This is a genomic window from Citrobacter sp. B72, from assembly GCF_016894305.1.
GTDB lineage: Bacteria > Pseudomonadota > Gammaproteobacteria > Enterobacterales > Enterobacteriaceae > Citrobacter > Citrobacter portucalensis.
On the sequence record NZ_CP069801.1, the window covers coordinates 1,599,058 to 1,618,744 of the forward strand.

General features: G+C 52.8%; 16 protein-coding genes and 1 pseudogene. 15 read left to right on the forward strand and 2 right to left on the reverse strand.

Annotated features, from left to right (window positions below; translation table 11 throughout):
• Positions 1-20 precede the first annotated feature (20 nt).
• The 3 genes from JQN59_RS07565 (at position 21) to JQN59_RS07575 (ending at position 3,095) form a co-directional block, all read left to right on the forward strand.
• Complete coding sequence (locus tag JQN59_RS07565; RefSeq protein WP_003028086.1) at positions 21-515, forward strand: YfbU family protein; 495 nt, start codon at positions 21-23, stop codon at positions 513-515.
• The gene (locus JQN59_RS07570; RefSeq protein ID WP_008785348.1) at positions 508-1,185 is read left to right on the forward strand and encodes a sugar phosphatase; all 678 of its coding nucleotides are present in this window, start codon (positions 508-510) and stop codon (positions 1,183-1,185) included. The genes JQN59_RS07565 and JQN59_RS07570 overlap by 8 nt, the downstream gene beginning before the upstream one ends.
• Before the next feature lie 77 nt (positions 1,186-1,262).
• Positions 1,263-3,095, forward strand: a complete 1,833-nt coding sequence (locus JQN59_RS07575; protein ID WP_149607673.1) for an SLC13 family permease — start codon at positions 1,263-1,265, stop codon at positions 3,093-3,095.
• 63 nt (positions 3,096-3,158) lie between these two features.
• Here JQN59_RS07575 and yfbR read toward each other — a convergent pair whose 3' ends face one another.
• Together yfbR and alaA are read right to left on the reverse strand one after the other, a co-directional pair.
• A complete protein-coding gene (yfbR, locus tag JQN59_RS07580; protein WP_003028083.1) occupies positions 3,159-3,758 on the reverse strand; it encodes a 5'-deoxynucleotidase in 600 nt (199 codons plus the stop codon).
• Positions 3,759-3,841: 83 nt separating this feature from the next.
• On the reverse strand, positions 3,842-5,059 hold the full coding sequence (gene alaA, locus JQN59_RS07585) for an alanine transaminase AlaA (protein WP_003028082.1): 1,218 nt from the start codon (positions 5,057-5,059) through the stop codon (positions 3,842-3,844).
• A 926-nt stretch (positions 5,060-5,985) separates the two neighbouring features.
• On the opposite strand from alaA, the pseudogene lrhA reads away from it, so the two are divergent.
• The 12 genes and pseudogenes from lrhA to nuoL all read left to right on the forward strand — a co-directional run bounded on the left by lrhA (position 5,986) and on the right by nuoL (position 19,439).
• Positions 5,986-6,924 (forward strand): annotated as a pseudogene (lrhA, locus tag JQN59_RS07590) (transcriptional regulator LrhA).
• Between the two features lie 627 nt (positions 6,925-7,551).
• A complete protein-coding gene (nuoA, locus tag JQN59_RS07595; RefSeq protein ID WP_003028077.1) occupies positions 7,552-7,995 on the forward strand; it encodes an NADH-quinone oxidoreductase subunit NuoA in 444 nt (147 codons plus the stop codon).
• Positions 7,996-8,010: 15 nt separating this feature from the next.
• Positions 8,011-8,673, forward strand: a complete 663-nt coding sequence (gene nuoB / locus JQN59_RS07600; protein ID WP_003028075.1) for an NADH-quinone oxidoreductase subunit NuoB — start codon at positions 8,011-8,013, stop codon at positions 8,671-8,673.
• Positions 8,674-8,758: 85 nt separating this feature from the next.
• The gene (nuoC, locus tag JQN59_RS07605) at positions 8,759-10,561 is read left to right on the forward strand and encodes an NADH-quinone oxidoreductase subunit C/D (protein WP_003834757.1); all 1,803 of its coding nucleotides are present in this window, start codon (positions 8,759-8,761) and stop codon (positions 10,559-10,561) included.
• A gap of 2 nt (positions 10,562-10,563) precedes the next feature.
• Positions 10,564-11,064, forward strand: a complete 501-nt coding sequence (nuoE, locus tag JQN59_RS07610; protein WP_003028069.1) for an NADH-quinone oxidoreductase subunit NuoE — start codon at positions 10,564-10,566, stop codon at positions 11,062-11,064.
• Positions 11,061-12,398, forward strand: coding sequence for an NADH-quinone oxidoreductase subunit NuoF (gene nuoF / locus JQN59_RS07615; RefSeq protein ID WP_003834753.1), 1,338 nt, complete (start codon positions 11,061-11,063; stop codon positions 12,396-12,398). Before nuoE ends, nuoF begins: the two co-directional genes overlap by 4 nt.
• A gap of 80 nt (positions 12,399-12,478) precedes the next feature.
• Positions 12,479-15,205 (forward strand): NADH-quinone oxidoreductase subunit NuoG, encoded by a 2,727-nt coding sequence (nuoG, locus tag JQN59_RS07620; protein WP_032941985.1) that lies wholly within the window; start codon positions 12,479-12,481, stop codon positions 15,203-15,205.
• Positions 15,202-16,179, forward strand: a complete 978-nt coding sequence (nuoH, locus tag JQN59_RS07625; protein ID WP_003028063.1) for an NADH-quinone oxidoreductase subunit NuoH — start codon at positions 15,202-15,204, stop codon at positions 16,177-16,179. The genes nuoG and nuoH overlap by 4 nt, the downstream gene beginning before the upstream one ends.
• Positions 16,180-16,193: 14 nt before the next feature.
• Positions 16,194-16,736 (forward strand): NADH-quinone oxidoreductase subunit NuoI, encoded by a 543-nt coding sequence (gene nuoI / locus JQN59_RS07630; RefSeq protein WP_003028062.1) that lies wholly within the window; start codon positions 16,194-16,196, stop codon positions 16,734-16,736.
• Between the two features lie 11 nt (positions 16,737-16,747).
• Positions 16,748-17,302 carry an NADH-quinone oxidoreductase subunit J gene (gene nuoJ, locus JQN59_RS07635; RefSeq protein WP_003028059.1) on the forward strand — a complete coding sequence of 185 codons (555 nt, stop codon included), beginning with the start codon at positions 16,748-16,750 and terminating at the stop codon, positions 17,300-17,302.
• Entirely contained in the window at positions 17,299-17,601 is a 303-nt protein-coding gene (gene nuoK, locus JQN59_RS07640) for an NADH-quinone oxidoreductase subunit NuoK (protein ID WP_000612644.1), read from the forward strand. Before nuoJ ends, nuoK begins: the two co-directional genes overlap by 4 nt.
• Positions 17,598-19,439: an NADH-quinone oxidoreductase subunit L gene (nuoL, locus tag JQN59_RS07645; RefSeq protein WP_003834744.1), complete on the forward strand. Its 1,842-nt coding sequence runs from the start codon at positions 17,598-17,600 to the stop codon at positions 19,437-19,439. The genes nuoK and nuoL overlap by 4 nt, the downstream gene beginning before the upstream one ends.
• Positions 19,440-19,687 lie beyond the last annotated feature (248 nt).

Genomic DNA, 19,687 nt, shown 5'->3' on the forward strand with positions numbered 1-19,687 from the left:
TAGTGATACAGGAGTCCCAAATGGAAATGACCAACGCTCAACGTCTGATTTTGTCGAATCAGTACAAAATGATGACTATGCTCGATCCAACTAACGCCGAGCGTTATCGTCGTTTGCAGACGATTATTGAACGCGGTTACGGCTTGCAGATGCGTGAGCTGGATCGTGAGTTTGGTGAACTGACGGAAGAAACCTGTCGTACGATTATCGATATTATGGAGATGTATCACGCATTACATGTGTCCTGGACTAATCTTAAGGATGCGCAGGCTATTGATGAGCGTCGCGTGACCTTCCTCGGTTTTGACGCCGCAACGGAAGCCCGTTTCCTCGGGTATGTTCGTTTTATGGTCAATGTGGAAGGTCGTTACACCCACTTTGATGCGGGTACGCATGGCTTCAACGCCCAGACCCCAATGTGGGAAAAATATCAGCGTATGCTGAATGTTTGGCACTCTTGCCCGCGTCAATATCACCTGAGCGCGAATGAAATTAACCAAATCATTAATGCCTGAGGGGGCGAGCGTGCAGTGCAAAGGTTTTCTGTTTGATCTGGATGGAACGCTGGTCGATTCCTTACCCGCAGTAGAGCGTGCGTGGTGCAACTGGGCCGATCGCTTCGGCCTCGATCACGCCGAGGTACTCGGCTTTATTCATGGCAAGCAGGCCATTACCTCCCTGCGACACTTTATGGTGGGCAAGTCTGAGGCAGAGATCGCCGCGGAATTTACCCGTCTGGAGCAGATCGAAGCGACGGAAACCGCCGGGATCACCGCGCTGCCGGGGGCAGTTGATTTACTCAACCATCTCAATAAAGCGGGTATTCCATGGGCGATTGTGACCTCCGGCTCCATGCCGGTCGCACGGGCGCGCCATCGTGTTGCTGGGCTTCCTGCTCCAGAAGTGTTTGTCACCGCTGAGCGGGTAAAAAGAGGGAAGCCAGAGCCAGACGCGTATCTGTTAGGCGCTCAACTTCTGGGGCTGGCGCCGCAGGAATGTGCAGTGGTGGAAGATGCCCCCGCCGGGGTGCTCTCAGGATTGGCTGCTGGGTGTCATGTCATCGCGGTTAACGCGCCAGCGGATACGCCGCGTCTGGACGAGGTTGATTTTTCGCTGACCAGTCTGGAACATATTTCTGTGACCAAACAACCCAACGGAAATGTGGTCGTTATAAGAAATACCTGATCATGATTTAGCCCCAGATTGTTGGGGCTTTTTTATGGCAGAATCAGCCCATCCCTCTCATTTAACAAGGATATGTTGTGAACGGTGAATTGATATGGGTTCTCTCATTGCTGGCGATTGCCGTCGTCTTGTTTGCAACTGGCAGAGTGCGTATGGACGCGGTCGCTTTGCTGGTCATTATTGCCTTTGTTCTGAGCGGAACATTGAGCATCACAGAGGCTTTTTCCGGGTTCAGCGATCCTAACGTTATTTTGATAGCGGCTTTATTCATTATCGGCGACGGTCTGGTGCGTACCGGCGTGGCGACGGTAATGGGTGCCTGGCTGGTGAAGGTCGCTGGCAGCAGTGAAGTTAAAATGCTGGTGTTGCTGATGATAACCGTAGCCGGACTCGGTGCCTTCATGAGTTCGACCGGTGTGGTCGCCATCTTTATTCCGGTTGTCTTAAGCGTTTCCATGCGCATGCAAATCTCCCCCTCACGCCTGATGATGCCATTGAGCTTTGCCGGATTGATAAGCGGCATGATGACGCTGGTGGCAACGCCGCCGAACCTGGTCGTCAACAGTGAATTGTTACGTGAAGGACTTAACGGTTTTAGCTTTTTTAGCGTAACCCCACTGGGACTGGTGGTGTTGGTACTCGGCATAATTTATATGCTGGTGATGCGTTTTATGCTGAAAGGTGAAGACTCCGGGCAGCCGGGAGACGGCTGGAAGCGCCGGACCTTTCGCGATCTGATCAAAGAATATCGCCTGACAGGGCGTGCCCGTCGCCTGGCGATTCGCCCGGGTTCTCCCATGATTGGCCAACGTCTGGATGACCTGAAATTGCGTGAGCGCTACGGGGCAAACGTGATTGGTGTTGAACGCTGGCGGCGTTTTCGCCGCGTGATAGTCGATGTTAACGGGGTTTCTGAGTTCCGTGCCCGTGACGTATTGCTGATCGATATGTCAGCGGCCGACGTTGACCTGCGTGAGTTTTGCAGCGAGCAACTGTTGGAGCCGATGGTGCTGCGTGGTGAATACTTCTCCGAGCAGGCGCTTGATGTGGGTATGGCCGAGATTTCATTGATTCCTGAATCGGAATTGATCGGCAAAACGGTACGGGAAATCGCTTTTCGTTCGCGTTACGGGCTTAATGTCGTCGGACTGAAGCGTGATGGTATGGCACTGGCCGGAGCGGTGGTGGATGAACCACTACTGATGGGCGATATCATTCTGGTGGTGGGCAACTGGAAACTCATCACTTTGTTGGGGCAAAAAGGGCGCGATTTCGTGGTGCTGAATATGCCCGTGGAAGTCAGTGAAGCTTCTCCGGCGCACAGCCAGGCGCCGCATGCGATTTTCTGTCTGGTGCTGATGGTCGCGTTAATGCTCACCGATGAAATCCCTAATACAGTTGCCGCGATTATCGCCTGTTTGCTGATGGGAAAATTCCGCTGCATCGATGCCGAAAGCGCCTACAAAGCCATTCACTGGCCAAGTATTATTTTGATTGTCGGAATGATGCCTTTTGCGCTGGCATTACAAAAAACGGGCGGCGTCGATCTGGTGGTTAAAGGGCTAATAGACGTTGGTGGAGGGTACGGCCCGTATATGATGCTGGGCTGTCTGTTCGTGCTGTGCGCGACCATTGGGTTATTTATCTCTAACACTGCGACGGCGGTACTGATGGCGCCGATTGCGCTGGCGGCAGCAAAGTCGATGGGCGTTTCGCCGTATCCTTTTGCAATGGTGATTGCGATGGCGGCTTCCGCAGCCTTTATGACGCCAGTTTCTTCACCGGTAAACACACTGGTACTCGGGCCGGGTAACTACAGCTTTAGCGATTTCGTAAAAATTGGCGTGCCGTTTACCATCATTGTGATGGTGGTGTGCGTGGTGATGATCCCGATGCTGTTTCCGTTTTGATTTTTATGTGCCGGATGGCGGCTAACGCCTCATCCGGCCTACAAAGGCAATGTCGCCGCAAACTTACAATGGAGAATCCTGACTGATTTCATCTAATGAGAGGTGAAAACTCGGGACGAATACGTCCATAAAGTAGTCCATCTCTTCGCTGCGTCGTGACTCCAGCGTTTTTTCCAGACGTGTTTTCGCCAGCAGAAATTCGTTGTTACCGGCAGAGAGTTCTTCCAGGCACTTCAGATACGCGCACAGGGCATCGGCCTGTTTAACAATCGACCTCTCTTCTTCACTTAAGGCATGTTCATCAATGAGCGGCGCAAAAATATCGCGCAGCTCATCGGGAACCATATCGACCAGTTTTTGTTGGGCAATTTTCTCTATCGCTTTATATTCTTGGGCAATCTGCGAGTTGAAATATTTCACTGGGGTAGGGAGATCGCCGGTTAACACCTCTGACGCATCGTGATACATCGCCAGCAGGGCAATACGCTCAGCATTAACCTGACCACCAAATTTACGGTTTTTAATTGCGGCCAGCGCATGGGCAACCATGGCAACCTGCAGACTGTGTTCGGACACGTTTTCGGTGCGCACGTTGCGCATCAGCGGCCAGCGGTTAATGAGTTTCAGACGGGAGAGGTGGGCAAAAAAGTGGCTCTGCTTCATAACGACCCTTACTCAGTGACTTCAGTAACGGTATTTTGCGCAGAGAGTGCTACCGGATGCAAACCCGGCAGCACTTTGCGTGGTTACAGCTGGCGATACCCTGACAGGAAACGCTCAAATTTACTCAGCGACATTTCGATATCGTCAATACGCGGTAGCGTGACGATGCGGAAATGATCCGGCCACGGCCAGTTGAATGCCGTCCCCTGGACCAGCAGTACTTTTTCCTGCAACAGGAAGTCGAGTACCATTTTCTGGTCGTCATGAATATTGAAGCGTTTAGCATCAATTTTCGGGAACATATACAGCGCACCGCGCGGTTTTACGCAAGAGACGCCGGGGATGTCATTAAGCAGTTCCCAGGCGCGGTTACGTTGCTCATACAGACGCCCGCCTGGCATGATGAATTCGCTGATGCTCTGATATCCACCCAGTGCGGTCTGAATGGCATGTTGTGCCGGAACGTTGGCACAAAGGCGCATAGAAGCCAGCATCTCAAGGCCTTCGATATACCCTTTGGCATGTTTCTTCGGTCCGTTCAATACCATCCAGCCCTGGCGGAAACCGGCAACACGATAGGTTTTTGACAGGCCGTTAAAGGTAATAGTCAGCAGGTCAGGGGCCATTGCCGCAATCGAGTGGTGCTCGGCGTCATCGTAAAGAATTTTGTCGTAAATCTCGTCCGCAAAGATGATGAGATTGTTTTGGCGGGCAATCTCAACAATCTCCATCAGCAGCTCTTTAGAATACACCGCGCCAGTAGGGTTGTTTGGGTTGATGATGACGATCCCACGGGTACGCGGCGTAATTTTGGCGCGGATATCATCCAGGTCCGGGAACCAGTCTGACGATTCGTCACACAGGTAGTGCACGGCATTACCACCAGAGAGCGAAACCGCCGCCGTCCACAGTGGATAATCAGGTGCAGGAACCAGCATTTCGTCCCCACTGTTTAGCAATGCCTGCATGGCCTGCACAATCAATTCAGATACGCCGTTACCGATATAGATATCTTCCACGGTTACGTCGCGCATCCCACGGGCCTGGTAATGCTGCATGATTGCTTTGCGGGCTGAATAAAGGCCTTTGGAATCGCAATATCCTTGCGCAGTTGGCAAATTGCGGATCACATCCACCAAAATTTCATCTGGCGCTTCAAACCCGAAAGGCGCAGGGTTGCCGATGTTCAGTTTCAGAACTTTGTTGCCTTCTTCTTCCAGGCGCTTTGCTTCCTTCAGAACCGGGCCGCGAATGTCATAACAGACGTTTTCTAATTTGCTGGATTTTTCAATGGGGGACATGAACGTTGACCTTTTAGCTGTGAATGCCACTCCCTGCCGTGGAAGTCAGCCCAGCACAATGTACTCCCACGACGGTGAGTTTTGAAGGGTCTTTAGTAGAAGATTTTGGAAAGCAGGAGGATTATAATTCACTGTTAATAACTAAATAATGTGATTTTTGTAGAGAAATAATCTGGATTGTTGTGTTTTTTGTGGTTTATATTTTGCTTTGTTAGTGTGGGTGTGGTGATTTGTCTGGTCAAAAAAAGTTAGACCTGTAAAGAAAAAGGTAGCCGAGATCTCAGCTGAATGGCGTAATTCGAAAATACTGAGGTTTTGCCTGCGAAATCTGTTATCGGTCTGATCCCTGCGTGATGCGGTGTGAATCCATTGTTAAGCATAATTAATGAATTGAGAGATTCTTAATTAATTATTATTTATTATTTAAACGACATCAAATTGAGTGGGCCAATAATACGAAAACCGTTGCGCTGACATAACACCAATTTGCCCGGAATTATTCGCGATAACACTTATAAATATAGTGGTTTTAGGTTAAGATAACTCCTATGAAATGGTGTGTAGTACGAATTTTACGATAATTCAAATGTTTGTTGGTTGTTCCTAACATCCTGAAAAGTTAGTTTTTAATGTGTAAATTATTGTTCGTTAACTATTTTTTAAATTTACAAAATTTACATGTTTCCCATTAGTCAGAATCATCCAGCAGCTAAAAATACGGCTCTTTCTCGTTGCTATATTCCGATGAATATCACGGGTATTAAAATAGCTCAGAAAGAGAATTGTTTCGTTTGTTAAACCAAATACATCCTTATTTTCACTTGGTTACACTAAGCGAAACTGAAGGGAGGCACATTACAAATGGAGTTGTTTGATTCTGAATGCACAGCATTAACCCGGTATGACCCGCGAGTAAGTGAAAAACTATGATAAATGCAAATCGTCCGATAATTAACCTCGACCTCGATCTGCTGAGAACCTTTGTTGCTGTTGCCGACCTGAATACCTTTGCGGCTGCGGCAGCTGCGGTATGTCGAACTCAGTCTGCGGTAAGTCAGCAAATGCAGCGTCTTGAACAACTTGTGGGGTAAGAGTTGTTCGCGCGCCATGGACGCAACAAACTGCTGACCGAACATGGTATCCAGCTGTTGGGTTACGCCAGGAAAATACTGCGATTTAATGATGAGGCATGCTCATCATTGATGTTTAACAATCTTCAGGGGGTGTTAACTATCGGTGCTTCTGATGAATCCGCCGATACCATACTCCCTTTTCTGCTTAACCGTATAAGTTCGGTTTATCCGAAACTTGCACTGGATGTCAGAGTGAAACGCAACGCCTACATGGTGGAGATGCTTAAGTCGCAAGAAGTGGATTTAGTGGTCACCACTAACCGACCTGGCGATTTTGAGTGCCTGAATTTGCGGACTTCACCGACGCACTGGTATTGCGCAGCCGAATATATCCTGCAAAAAGGGGAACCGGTGCCGTTAGTTCTGCTGGACGATCCCAGCCCGTTTCGCGATATCGTGCTGGCGACGTTGAATGCAGCACAGATCCCGTGGCGTCTGGCTTATGTCGCTTCAACATTGCCTGCGGTCCGCGCGGCGGTAAAAGCAGGGCTGGGCGTTACTGCCCGTCCTGTCGAAATGATGAGCCCGGATTTACGCGTACTGGGTGCGGCGGACGGATTGCCACCTCTGCCTGATACCGAGTATCTGCTGTGCAGCGATCCGGCCACGCAAAATGAATTAGCTCAGGTTATCTTTAAGTCGATGCAGACATATCAAAATCCTTGGCAATACAATCAGTTTACCCCTGAAGGGGGAGATGACTCGCTGATTGTTGAAGGCGACTTTGAGTAAAGCGTCACAAAAAAACGTTTTAAAATGTAAGTGTAAAAAAGAGCCACTGATGATGAAAAAACATCCAGTGGCTCTTTTTTTATGCAAATATTACTGCTTTCTGTTCATTCATATACTAAAACTTAACAAAATCAGCAGGTAAAAAAACAGACTGACAATAGGATGAAAAATAATCAGCTGAGTTGCTAAATGTTTCCATGTTAAAAAACTAGAGAAATTGTTGCTGTTTTTTATGGTGAATTAACAAAAGCGTGTCACAGATCAAGAAAATACTCCCATTTAGGGGGAGGCATCTGGGTGAATTCCTGTCAAAATAGACGTGTATTATCTTTTTTACTTCACTACGGACACGATTCAACAACATTAAAAATGACCTATGATGCAATCGGAATGGGTCTAAAGAGCACTTTATGTTAATGAAGTTGGAACAGTGTAAAATAATGTGAGGAAACTTTTGTTAAAGTTGACAAAAGGTTATAGAAAGGAGTAAAAAACCCCATCAATTAGCTGTCTAAAATGATTTTTCACAGTGATTGTAAGGTTTTTTTTATTCCTCCCCATGAATCGATGTGGCGTTCATCTGCCGAAAAGAGCAGAGAATTTGGCGCTACTTTTGATGAGTAAGCAATGAGTATGTCAACATCCACTGAAATCATCGCTCATCACTGGGCATTCGCTATCTTTCTTATCGTTGCCATTGGCCTGTGCTGCCTGATGCTCGTCGGCGGCTGGTTTTTAGGGGGTCGCGCACGCGCGAGATCTAAAAACGTGCCGTTTGAATCAGGTATCGACTCGGTCGGCACCGCCCGCCTGCGCCTGTCTGCCAAGTTTTATCTGGTAGCCATGTTCTTCGTTATCTTCGACGTTGAAGCGCTGTATCTGTTCGCATGGTCAACTTCTATTCGTGAAAGCGGTTGGATTGGCTTTGTGGAAGCTGCAATTTTTATTTTTGTGTTACTGGCAGGTCTGGTTTATCTGGTGCGTATTGGCGCGCTGGACTGGACGCCCGCGCGTTCACGCCGCGAGCGTATGAACCCGGAAACGAACAGTATCGCTAATCGTCAACGCTAACCGCGAGGCATTAAGATGGATTATACGCTCACCCGCATAGATCCTAACGGTGAGAACGACCGTTACCCCCTGCAAAAACAGGAGATCGTAACCGACCCCCTGGAACAAGAAGTTAACAAAAACGTGTTCATGGGCAAACTGCATGACATGGTTAACTGGGGCCGTAAAAACTCAATTTGGCCATATAACTTTGGCCTTTCCTGCTGCTACGTTGAGATGGTGACCTCGTTTACCGCCGTGCACGATGTGGCCCGTTTTGGTGCGGAAGTACTGCGTGCATCGCCGCGTCAGGCTGACCTGATGGTTGTAGCCGGAACCTGCTTTACCAAAATGGCACCAGTTATTCAGCGCCTCTACGATCAGATGCTGGAACCGAAATGGGTTATTTCCATGGGCGCATGCGCCAACTCCGGCGGTATGTACGACATCTATTCTGTGGTGCAGGGCGTTGATAAATTTATTCCGGTCGATGTGTACATCCCGGGATGTCCGCCGCGCCCAGAAGCGTATATGCAGGCTCTGATGCTGCTGCAAGATTCCATTGGCAAAGAACGCCGTCCGCTCTCCTGGGTGGTTGGCGATCAGGGCGTTTATCGCGCCAATATGCAGTCAGAACGCGAGCGTAAACGCGGCGAACGTATTGCTGTAACGAATCTTCGTACACCAGACGAGATTTAATTTGCGCCTGTCGGCAGCAGCACTTCCTTCGCTTATCACTACATAAATAGCGCGAAGCACTGCCGACCACCACGGACCATTTGCAATGGTGAACAATATGACCGACTTAACCGCGCAAGACGCCGTATGGCAAACACGGGATCACCTTGATGACCCGGTCATTGGCGAACTGCGCAACCGTTTTGGGCCGGATGCCTTTACCGTTCAGGCGACTCGCACCGGGGTACCCGTTGTTTGGGTCAAGCGTGAACAATTACTGGAAGTTGGCGATTTCTTAAAGAGACTGCCGAAACCTTACGTCATGCTGTTTGACTTACACGGCATGGACGAACGTCTGCGTACGCACCGCGAAGGGTTACCTGCCGCGGATTTTTCCGTTTTCTATCACCTGATCTCCATTGAACGCAATCGCGATATCATGCTCAAGGTGGCTTTGTCTGAAAACGATCTGCGCGTACCGACTTTCACCAAACTGTTCCCGAACGCCAACTGGTATGAGCGTGAAACCTGGGAAATGTTTGGCATCGATATCGAAGGTCACCCGCACCTGACGCGTCTGCTGATGCCGCATACCTGGGAAGGTCATCCGCTGCGTAAAGACTACCCGGCGCGTGCGACCGAATTTGATCCGTTTGAGCTGACTAAAGCCAAACAGGATCTGGAAATGGAAGCGCTGACCTTCAAACCAGAAGATTGGGGTATGAAGCGTAGCACCGAAAATGAGGACTTCATGTTCCTCAACCTCGGTCCTAACCACCCGTCTTCTCACGGTGCTTTCCGTATTGTGCTGCAGCTTGATGGCGAAGAAATCGTCGACTGCGTACCTGACATCGGCTACCACCACCGTGGCGCTGAAAAGATGGGTGAACGTCAGTCCTGGCACAGCTACATTCCGTACACCGACCGTATTGAGTACCTCGGCGGCTGCGTAAACGAAATGCCTTACGTTTTGGCCGTTGAGAAGCTGGCTGGTATCACCACGCCGGATCGCGTCAACGTGATTCGCGTGATGTTGTCCGAGCTGTTCCGTATCAACAGCCACCTGCTGTACATCTCCACGTTCATTCAGGACGTCGGCGCGATGACCCCGGTATTCTTCGCCTTTACCGACCGTCAGAAAATCTATGACGTGGTGGAAGCGATCACCGGTTTCCGTATGCACCCGGCCTGGTTCCGTATCGGCGGTGTGGCACACGATCTGCCGCGCGGTTGGGACAAGCTGCTGCGTGACTTCCTCGACTGGATGCCAAAACGTCTGGATTCTTACGAGAAAGCCGCACTGCGTAACACCATCCTGAAAGGCCGTTCGCAGGGCGTTGCCGCTTACGGTAAGAAAGAAGCGCTGGACTGGGGTTGTACCGGTGCTGCGCTGCGCGCGACCGGTATTGATTTCGACGTGCGTAAAGCGCGTCCGTACTCTGGTTACGAAAACTTTGACTTTGAAGTCCCGGTTGGCGGCGGCGTTTCTGACTGCTATACCCGCGTGATGCTGAAAGTTGAAGAGCTGCGCCAGAGTCTGCGCATCCTTGAGCAGTGCCTCAATAACATGCCGGAAGGCCCGTTCAAAGCGGATCACCCGCTGACGACGCCGCCGCCGAAAGAGCGCACGCTGCAACATATCGAAACCCTGATCACCCACTTCCTGCAGGTTTCGTGGGGTCCGGTTATGCCGGCAAACGAGTCCTTCCAGATGGTGGAAGCGACCAAGGGTATCAACAGTTACTACCTGACCAGCGATGGCAGCACCATGAGTTACCGTACCCGTATCCGTACCCCGAGCTATGCGCACTTGCAGCAGATCCCGGTAGCGGTACGTGGCAGCCTGGTGTCCGACTTAATCGTCCATCTGGGTAGTATCGATTTTGTTATGTCAGATGTGGACCGCTAATTATGCACGAGAATCAACAACCACAAACCGAGGCTTTTGAGCTGAGTGCGGCTGAGCGTGAAGCGATTGAGCACGAGAAGCACCACTACGAAGACCCGCGTGCGGCGTCCATTGAAGCGCTGAAAATCGTTCAGAAACAGCGTGGCTGGGTGCCGGATGGGGCGATCTATGCGATCGCTGATGTGCTGGGTATTCCGGCAAGCGACGTAGAAGGTGTTGCTACGTTTTATAGCCAGATCTTCCGCCAGCCGGTAGGTCGCCACGTGATCCGCTATTGCGACAGCGTGGTGTGCCATATCAACGGCTACCAGGGGATCCAGGCCGCGCTTGAGAAAAAACTCAACATCAAGCCGGGGCAGACGACCTTTGATGGTCGCTTTACGCTGCTGCCGACCTGTTGCCTGGGGAACTGCGATAAAGGGCCAAACATGATGATCGATGAAGATACTCATGCTCACCTGACCCCGGAAGGCATTCCCGAACTACTGGAGCGGTATAAATGAAAGACATTATCCGTACTCCCGAAACCCATCCGCTGACCTGGCGTCTGCGTGATGACAAACAGCCGGTCTGGCTGGACGAATACCGTAGCAAGAACGGCTACGAAGGTGCGCGTAAGGCCCTGACCGGGTTGTCACCGGACGAAATCGTTAATCAGGTAAAAGACGCTGGCCTGAAAGGGCGCGGCGGCGCGGGCTTTTCCACCGGTCTGAAGTGGAGCCTGATGCCGAAAGACGAATCCATGAACATCCGTTACCTGCTGTGTAACGCCGATGAAATGGAGCCGGGCACCTATAAAGACCGTCTGCTGATGGAACAGCTGCCGCACCTGCTGGTGGAAGGCATGCTGATTTCCGCGTTTGCGCTGAAAGCGTACCGTGGTTACATCTTCCTGCGCGGTGAATATATCGAAGCAGCCGTGCATCTGCGTCGCGCGATCGCCGAAGCGACCGAAGCCGGTCTGCTTGGCAAAAACATCATGGGCACCGGTTTCGACTTCGAACTGTTTGTCCACACCGGGGCAGGGCGTTATATCTGCGGTGAAGAAACCGCGCTGATCAACTCCCTCGAAGGTCGCCGTGCTAACCCACGTTCCAAGCCGCCGTTCCCGGCAAGCTCTGGCGCATGGGGCAAACCGACCTGCGTAAACAACGTCGAAACCCTGTGTAACGTACCGGCTATCCTCGCGAACGGCGTGGAGTGGTACCAGAACATTTCGAAGAGCAAAGACGCGGGCACCAAGCTGATGGGCTTCTCTGGTCGCGTGAAGAATCCTGGCCTGTGGGAACTGCCTTTCGGTACTACCGCGCGTGAGATCCTCGAAGATTACGCGGGTGGCATGCGCGATGGACTGAAGTTCAAAGCCTGGCAGCCAGGCGGCGCAGGGACTGACTTCCTGACCGAAGCACACCTCGATCTGCCGATGGAATTCGAAAGCATTGGTAAAGCAGGTAGCCGTCTGGGCACCGCGCTGGCCATGGCTGTCGATCACGAGATTGGCATGGTTCCTCTGGTGCGTAACCTCGAAGAGTTCTTTGCCCGCGAGTCCTGCGGCTGGTGTACGCCGTGCCGTGACGGTCTGCCGTGGAGTGTGAAAATTCTGCGCGCGCTGGAGCGTGGCGAAGGCCAGCCAGGGGATATCGAGACACTTGAGCAACTGTGTCGTTTCCTCGGCCCGGGTAAAACCTTCTGTGCACACGCACCGGGCGCAGTGGAACCGCTGCAGAGCGCCATTAAATATTTCCGCGAAGAATTCGAAGCTGGCATCAAGCAGTCCTTCAGCAATACCCATCAGATTGGTGGTATTCAGCCGAACCTGCTGAAAGAGCGCTGGTGATTACAGGGTTAGCCCTGTGTCGCGATAAGAAATTCGATTAACGCTCGGTTACGACCGAGCCAACTGGAAGCATGCTGACTATGGCTACGATTCATGTAGACGGCAAAGAATATGAGGTCAACGGAGCGGACAACCTGCTGGAAGCTTGTCTGTCTCTCGGCCTTGATATTCCGTACTTTTGCTGGCACCCGGCGCTGGGAAGCGTCGGTGCTTGCCGCCAGTGTGCGGTGAAGCAATATCAAAACGCGGAAGACACGCGTGGTCGCCTGGTGATGTCTTGTATGACACCGGCCACCGAAGGCACCTTTATTTCTATTGATGACGAAGAAGCGAAACAGTTCCGCGAAAGCGTCGTGGAGTGGTTGATGACTAACCACCCGCACGACTGTCCGGTCTGTGAAGAGGGCGGCAACTGCCACCTGCAGGATATGACCGTCATGACCGGTCACAGCTTCCGTCGCTACCGCTTCACGAAGCGTACTCACCGTAACCAGGACCTGGGGCCGTTCATCTCTCACGAAATGAACCGCTGCATCGCCTGCTATCGCTGCGTACGTTACTACAAAGATTACGCCGATGGCGCGGATCTGGGCGTCTATGGCGCACATGACAACGTCTACTTCGGTCGCCCGGAAGACGGTACGCTCGAAAGCGAGTTCTCTGGTAACCTGGTAGAAATTTGCCCGACCGGCGTCTTCACTGATAAAACGCACTCCGAGCGTTATAACCGTAAATGGGACATGCAGTTTGCGCCGAGCATCTGCCAGCAGTGTTCCATCGGCTGTAACACCAGCCCGGGCGAACGCTACGGTGAACTGCGTCGTATCGAAAACCGTTATAACGGTACCGTTAACCACTACTTCCTCTGCGACCGTGGTCGTTTTGGCTATGGTTACGTGAACCTGAAAGACCGTCCGCGTCAGCCGGTACAGCGTCGTGGCGATGACCTGATCACGCTGAACGCCGAGCAGGCGATGCAGGGCGCGGCAGATATTCTGCGTCAGTCGAAGAAAGTAATTGGTATCGGCTCCCCACGCGCCAGCGTTGAAAGTAACTTCGCGCTGCGTGAACTGGTGGGTGCGGATAACTTCTATACCGGTATCGCCCAGGGCGAGCAGGAACGTCTGCAACTGGCACTGAGCGTGCTGCGTGACGGCGGGATTCATACTCCGGCACTGCGCGAAATCGAATCTTATGATGCGGTTCTGGTGCTGGGCGAAGATGTCACCCAGACCGGCGCACGCGTTGCGCTGGCAGTGCGTCAGGCGGTGAAAGGTAAAGCGCGTGAAATGGCGGCGGCACAGAAAGTGGCTGACTGGCAGATCGCAGCAATCCTTAACATCGGCCAGCGTGCTAAGCACCCGCTGTTCGTTACCAACGTCGATAACACCCGTCTGGATGACATCGCCGCATGGACCTATCGTGCACCGGTTGAAGATCAGGCGCGTTTAGGTTTCGCTATCGCTCATGCGCTGGATAACAACGCTCCGGCGGTTGACGGTATCGACCGTGACCTGCAAAACAAAATTGACGTTATCGTTCAGGCACTGGCCGGGGCGAAGAAACCACTGATTATTTCCGGCACCAACGCCGGTAGCGCCGAAGTGATTCAGGCGGCTGCCAACGTGGCGAAGGCGCTGAAAGGCCGTGGCGCAGACGTCGGCATCACCATGATTGCTCGCTCTGTTAACAGCATGGGCCTGGGTATGATTGGCGGTGGTTCCCTTGACGATGCGCTGACCGAGCTGGAAACAGGTCGTGCTGACGCCGTTGTGGTGCTGGAGAATGACCTGCATCGCCATGCTTCAGCAACGCGTGTGAACGCAGCGCTGGCGAAAGCGCCGCTGGTACTGGTCATTGACCATCAGCGTACGGCAATTATGGAAAACGCTCATCTGGTGCTTTCCGCCGCAAGTTTCGCCGAAAGCGATGGTACGGTGATTAACAACGAAGGCCGCGCTCAGCGTTTCTTCCAGGTCTACGACCCGTCCTACTACGACAGTAACACCGTGATGCTGGAAAGCTGGCGCTGGCTGCACTCGCTGCACAGCACCGTGCAGAGCCGCGAAGTGGATTGGACGCAGCTCGACCACGTTATCGACGCGGTCGTTGAGAAGCTGCCGCAACTGGCGGGTATCAAAGATGCCGCTCCGGACGCAAGCTTCCGTATCCGTGGACAGAAATTGGCTCGTGAACCGCACCGCTACAGCGGTCGTACCGCAATGCGCGCCAACATCAGCGTACACGAACCGCGCCAGCCGCAGGACAAAGACACAATGTTCGCCTTCTCTATGGAAGGGAACAACCAACCGTCTGCGCCGCGTTCACAAATTCCGTTTGCCTGGGCTCCGGGCTGGAACTCCCCACAGGCGTGGAACAAGTTCCAGGATGAAGTGGGCGGTAAACTGCGTCATGGCGATCCGGGCGTGCGTCTGATCGAAGCTTCTGCAGATGGTATGGATTACTTCACTACCGTTCCGGCGAGCTTCCAGGCTCAGGATGGTCAGTGGCGTATAGCGCCGTACTACCATCTGTTTGGCAGTGACGAAATGTCCCAGCGTGCGCCAGTCTTCCAGACCCGTATGCCGCAGCCGTACATCAAACTCAACCCGGCTGATGCCGCGAAGTTGGGTGTTAATGCCGGTACGCGCGTTTCTTTCAGCTACGATGGCAACACGGTTACGCTGCCGGTTGAAATCGCTGAAGGATTAACGGCAGGGCAGGTTGGTTTGCCGATGGGTATGCCTGGCATCGCGCCGGTTCTGGCAGGTGCGCGTCTTGAGGATCTGCAGGAGGCACAACAATGAGTTGGATTACACCCGATCTGATTGAGATCCTGCTGAGCATTCTCAAAGCGGTCGTGATCCTGCTGGTGGTGGTCACCTGCGGGGCATTCATGAGCTTTGGCGAACGTCGTCTGCTGGGTCTGTTCCAGAACCGTTACGGACCGAACCGTGTTGGCTGGGGCGGTTCGCTCCAGCTGGTTGCGGACATGATCAAGATGTTCTTTAAAGAAGACTGGATCCCGAAATTCTCGGATCGCGTCATCTTTACCCTGGCACCGATGATCGCCTTCACCTCGCTGCTGCTGGCTTTCGCCATCGTGCCGGTGAGTCCGAACTGGGTGGTTGCTGACCTGAACATCGGGATCCTGTTCTTCCTGATGATGGCGGGCCTCGCGGTATACGCGGTGCTGTTCGCTGGCTGGTCCAGTAACAACAAATACTCCCTGCTCGGTGCGATGCGTGCTTCTGCGCAGACGCTGAGCTACGAAGTGTTCCTCGGGCTTTCCCTGATGGGCGTGGTGGCGCAGGCCGGTTCATTTAACATGACCGACATCGTCAACAACCAGGCTGATATCTGGAACGTTATTCCGCAGTTCTTTGGTTTTGTCACCTTTGCCATCGCGGGCGTGGCGGTGTGCCACCGTCACCCGTTTGACCAGCCAGAAGCCGAGCAGGAACTGGCCGACGGTTACCACATTGAATATTCCGGTATGAAATTCGGTTTGTTCTTCGTGGGTGAATACATCGGCATCGTCACCATTTCTGCACTGATGGTTACCCTGTTCTTCGGTGGCTGGCATGGCCCGTTCTTACCGCCATTCGTCTGGTTCGCGCTGAAAACCGCGTTCTTCATGATGATGTTCATTTTGATTCGTGCGTCGTTACCGCGTCCTCGTTATGACCAGGTAATGTCCTTCGGCTGGAAAGTCTGTCTGCCGCTGACGCTCGTCAACTTGCTGGTAACGGCGGCTGTCATTCTCTGGCAGGCGCAATAAGGGACACAAAGACCATGACCTTAAAAGAATTGTTCGTAGGTTTCGGCACCCAGGTACGTAGTATCTGGATGATCGGCCTGCATGCGTTCGCGAAACGCGAAACGCAGATGTATCCGGAAGAGCCGGTCTATCTACCGCCCCGTTTTCGTGGTCGTATCGTTCTGACTCGTGATCCAGACGGTGAAGAGCGCTGCGTTGCCTGTAACCTGTGTGCGGTAGCGTGTCCGGTAGGCTGTATTTCTCTGCAAAAAGCAGAGACCAAAGACGGCCGCTGGTATCCGGAGTTTTTCCGCATTAACTTCTCACGCTGCATTTTCTGCGGCCTGTGCGAAGAAGCCTGTCCGACTACGGCTATTCAGCTGACTCCAGATTTCGAGCTGGGTGAGTACAAGCGCCAGGACCTGGTTTACGAGAAAGAGGATCTGCTGATCTCCGGTCCGGGCAAATACCCGGAATATAACTTCTACCGGATGGCAGGTATGGCAATCGACGGCAAAGATAAGGGCGAAGCAGAGAACGAAGCTAAGCCTATCGACGTCAAGAGCCTGTTACCGTAAGGAGAGGGGCAATGGAGTTCGCTTTTTATATCTGTGGCCTGATAGCCATTCTCGCAACCTTGCGGGTGATCACCCACACCAATCCGGTACACGCGTTGCTGTACCTGATTATTTCGCTGCTGGCGATTTCTGGGGTGTTCTTCTCGTTAGGCGCTTACTTCGCCGGTGCGCTAGAAATTATCGTCTACGCGGGCGCCATCATGGTGCTGTTCGTGTTCGTGGTGATGATGCTCAACCTTGGTGGTTCTGAAATTGAACAGGAACGTCAGTGGCTGAAACCGCAGGTGTGGATTGGTCCGGCGATTCTGTCAGCCATTATGCTGGTGGTTATTGTTTACGCCATTCTGGGCGTTAACGATCAGGGCATCGACGGCACGCCAATTAGCGCGAAAGCAGTCGGTATTTCCCTGTTCGGACCGTATGTACTGGCGGTTGAACTGGCTTCGATGCTGCTGCTGGCGGGTCTGGTTGTGGCCTTCCACGTGGGGCGCGAAGAGCGTTCAGGTGAAGTGCTGAGCAATCGCACCGACGACCGCGCGAAAAGAAAAACGGAGGAGCACGCATGATCCCCTTACAACATGGACTGATCCTCGCTGCGATCTTATTCGTGCTGGGCTTAACCGGTCTGGTTATCCGCCGCAATCTGCTGTTTATGCTGATCGGGCTGGAAATCATGATTAACGCCTCCGCGTTGGCCTTTGTGGTCGCCGGAAGCTACTGGGGCCAGACCGATGGTCAGGTGATGTATATTCTCGCCATCAGCCTTGCGGCTGCCGAAGCGAGCATTGGGCTTGCGCTGTTGCTGCAACTTCATCGCCGTCGCCAGAACCTGAACATCGATTCAGTAAGTGAGATGCGTGGATGAACATGCTTGCCTTAACCATTATTCTGCCATTTATTGGCTTTGTATTACTGGCGTTTTCTCGTGGTCGTTGGTCAGAAAATCTGTCCGCTACCGTGGGTGTCGGGTCGATCGGTCTGGCCGCGCTGGTGACTGCGTTTGTTGGCGTTGATTTCTTTGCCAATGGCCAGCAGGCTTACAGCCAGCCGCTGTGGACGTGGATGTCAGTCGGCGACTTCAACATCGGTTTTAACCTGGTGCTGGACGGCCTGTCGCTGACCATGCTCTCCGTGGTGACCGGCGTTGGTTTCCTGATCCACATGTTCGCCTCCTGGTATATGCGCGGAGAAGAGGGCTATTCTCGTTTCTTCGCCTACACCAACCTGTTTATCGCCAGCATGGTGGTTCTGGTACTGGCGGATAACCTGCTGCTGATGTACCTCGGCTGGGAAGGCGTGGGCCTGTGCTCCTATCTGCTGATTGGTTTCTACTACACCGATCCGAAGAATGGCGCTGCGGCAATGAAAGCCTTCGTGGTAACCCGCGTTGGTGACGTATTCCTGGCGTTCGCGCTGTTCATCCTCTACAACGAGCTGGGCACGCTGAACTTCCGCGAAATGGTGGAACTGGCGCCTGCGCACTTTGCAGACGGTAACAACATGCTGATGTGGGCAACCCTGATGCTGCTGGGCGGTGCGGTCGGTAAATCTGCACAGCTGCCGTTGCAGACCTGGCTTGCTGATGCGATGGCCGGCCCGACGCCTGTCTCCGCGTTGATCCACGCCGCGACGATGGTTACCGCTGGTGTCTACCTGATAGCACGTACGCACGGCCTGTTCCTGATGACGCCTGAAATCCTGCACCTGGTGGGGATTATCGGTGCGATCACGCTGGTGCTGGCGGGTTTTGCTGCGCTGGTACAGACCGACATCAAACGCGTTCTTGCGTACTCCACCATGAGCCAGATTGGTTATATGTTCCTGGCTCTCGGCGTACAGGCGTGGGATGCGGCGATTTTCCACCTGATGACGCACGCCTTCTTTAAAGCGCTGCTGTTCCTGGCATCCGGCTCGGTTATCCTGGCTTGCCACCACGAACAGAACATCTTCAAGATGGGCGGGCTGCGTAAGTCAATTCCGCTGGTGTATCTCTGCTTCCTGATCGGTGGCGCGGCGCTGTCGGCTCTGCCGCTGATTACCGCTGGCTTCTTCAGTAAGGATGAGATTCTGGCCGGTGCAATGGCGAATGGTCATATTAATCTGATGGTTGCAGGTCTGGTCGGTGCATTCATGACCTCTCTGTACACCTTCCGTATGATTTTCATCGTGTTCCACGGTAAAGAACAAATTCACGCCCACGCAGGGAAGGGGATTACCCATCATCTGCCGCTGATTGTGCTGATGATCCTGTCCACCTTCGTTGGCGCGCTGATTGTGCCGCCACTGCAGGGTGTACTGCCTGCGACGACCGAGCTTGAGCATGGTCGCGTCATGACGCTGGAAATTACCTCCGGTATCGTAGCGATTGCGGGCATCCTGATCGCAGCATGGCTGTGGCTGGGTAAACGCACACTGGTGACGTCGATTGCGAACAGTGCGCCGGGCCGCCTGCTGGGTACCTGGTGGTATAACGCCTGGGGCTTCGACTGGCTGTACGACAAAGTGTTCGTTAAGCCGTTCCTGGGTGTTGCCTGGTTGCTGAAACGCGATCCGCTCAACTCAATGATGAACATTCCGGCGATCCTTTCCCGCTTTGCAGGTAAAGGCCTGCTGTTGAGCGAGAACGGTTATCTGCGCTGGTATGTTGCATCAATGAGCATCGGCGCCGTCGTTGTGCTGGCACTGTTGATGGTACTGCGTTGAGTTTGTTGGCTGGATGAACGATTGCCGGATGGCGCTGCGCTTATCCGGCCTACAAACCCAAAAATAATTTTTAGAATTCGTTGAAAATCTGTTCCTGATGTACAGGCGTCATCGACGAAGTCAGACCGGAGACCGCCAGCGCAGAGCAACCGGAGCGTACTGAAGTACGTGAAGATTGCGAGCACTGCCGGGATTTGGGCTGACGAGTGAGATAGCCTGAGCAGGAGTAAATATAAGGGACATACTTA

Excerpts from the sequence above, each read along its gene's own strand:
- JQN59_RS07565 (WP_003028086.1), top strand. The coding sequence starts at position 21 with ATGGAAATGACCAACGCTCAACGTCTGATTTTGTCGAATCAGTACAAA.
- JQN59_RS07570 (WP_008785348.1), top strand. The coding sequence starts at position 508 with ATGCCTGAGGGGGCGAGCGTGCAGTGCAAAGGTTTTCTGTTTGATCTG.
- yfbR (WP_003028083.1), bottom strand. The coding sequence starts at position 3,758 with ATGAAGCAGAGCCACTTTTTTGCCCACCTCTCCCGTCTGAAACTCATT.
- alaA (WP_003028082.1), bottom strand. The coding sequence starts at position 5,059 with ATGTCCCCCATTGAAAAATCCAGCAAATTAGAAAACGTCTGTTATGAC.
- nuoA (WP_003028077.1), top strand. The coding sequence starts at position 7,552 with ATGAGTATGTCAACATCCACTGAAATCATCGCTCATCACTGGGCATTC.
- nuoB (WP_003028075.1), top strand. The coding sequence starts at position 8,011 with ATGGATTATACGCTCACCCGCATAGATCCTAACGGTGAGAACGACCGT.
- nuoC (WP_003834757.1), top strand. The coding sequence starts at position 8,759 with ATGGTGAACAATATGACCGACTTAACCGCGCAAGACGCCGTATGGCAA.
- nuoE (WP_003028069.1), top strand. The coding sequence starts at position 10,564 with ATGCACGAGAATCAACAACCACAAACCGAGGCTTTTGAGCTGAGTGCG.
- nuoF (WP_003834753.1), top strand. The coding sequence starts at position 11,061 with ATGAAAGACATTATCCGTACTCCCGAAACCCATCCGCTGACCTGGCGT.
- nuoG (WP_032941985.1), top strand. The coding sequence starts at position 12,479 with ATGGCTACGATTCATGTAGACGGCAAAGAATATGAGGTCAACGGAGCG.
- nuoH (WP_003028063.1), top strand. The coding sequence starts at position 15,202 with ATGAGTTGGATTACACCCGATCTGATTGAGATCCTGCTGAGCATTCTC.
- nuoI (WP_003028062.1), top strand. The coding sequence starts at position 16,194 with ATGACCTTAAAAGAATTGTTCGTAGGTTTCGGCACCCAGGTACGTAGT.
- nuoJ (WP_003028059.1), top strand. The coding sequence starts at position 16,748 with ATGGAGTTCGCTTTTTATATCTGTGGCCTGATAGCCATTCTCGCAACC.
- nuoK (WP_000612644.1), top strand. The coding sequence starts at position 17,299 with ATGATCCCCTTACAACATGGACTGATCCTCGCTGCGATCTTATTCGTG.
- nuoL (WP_003834744.1), top strand. The coding sequence starts at position 17,598 with ATGAACATGCTTGCCTTAACCATTATTCTGCCATTTATTGGCTTTGTA.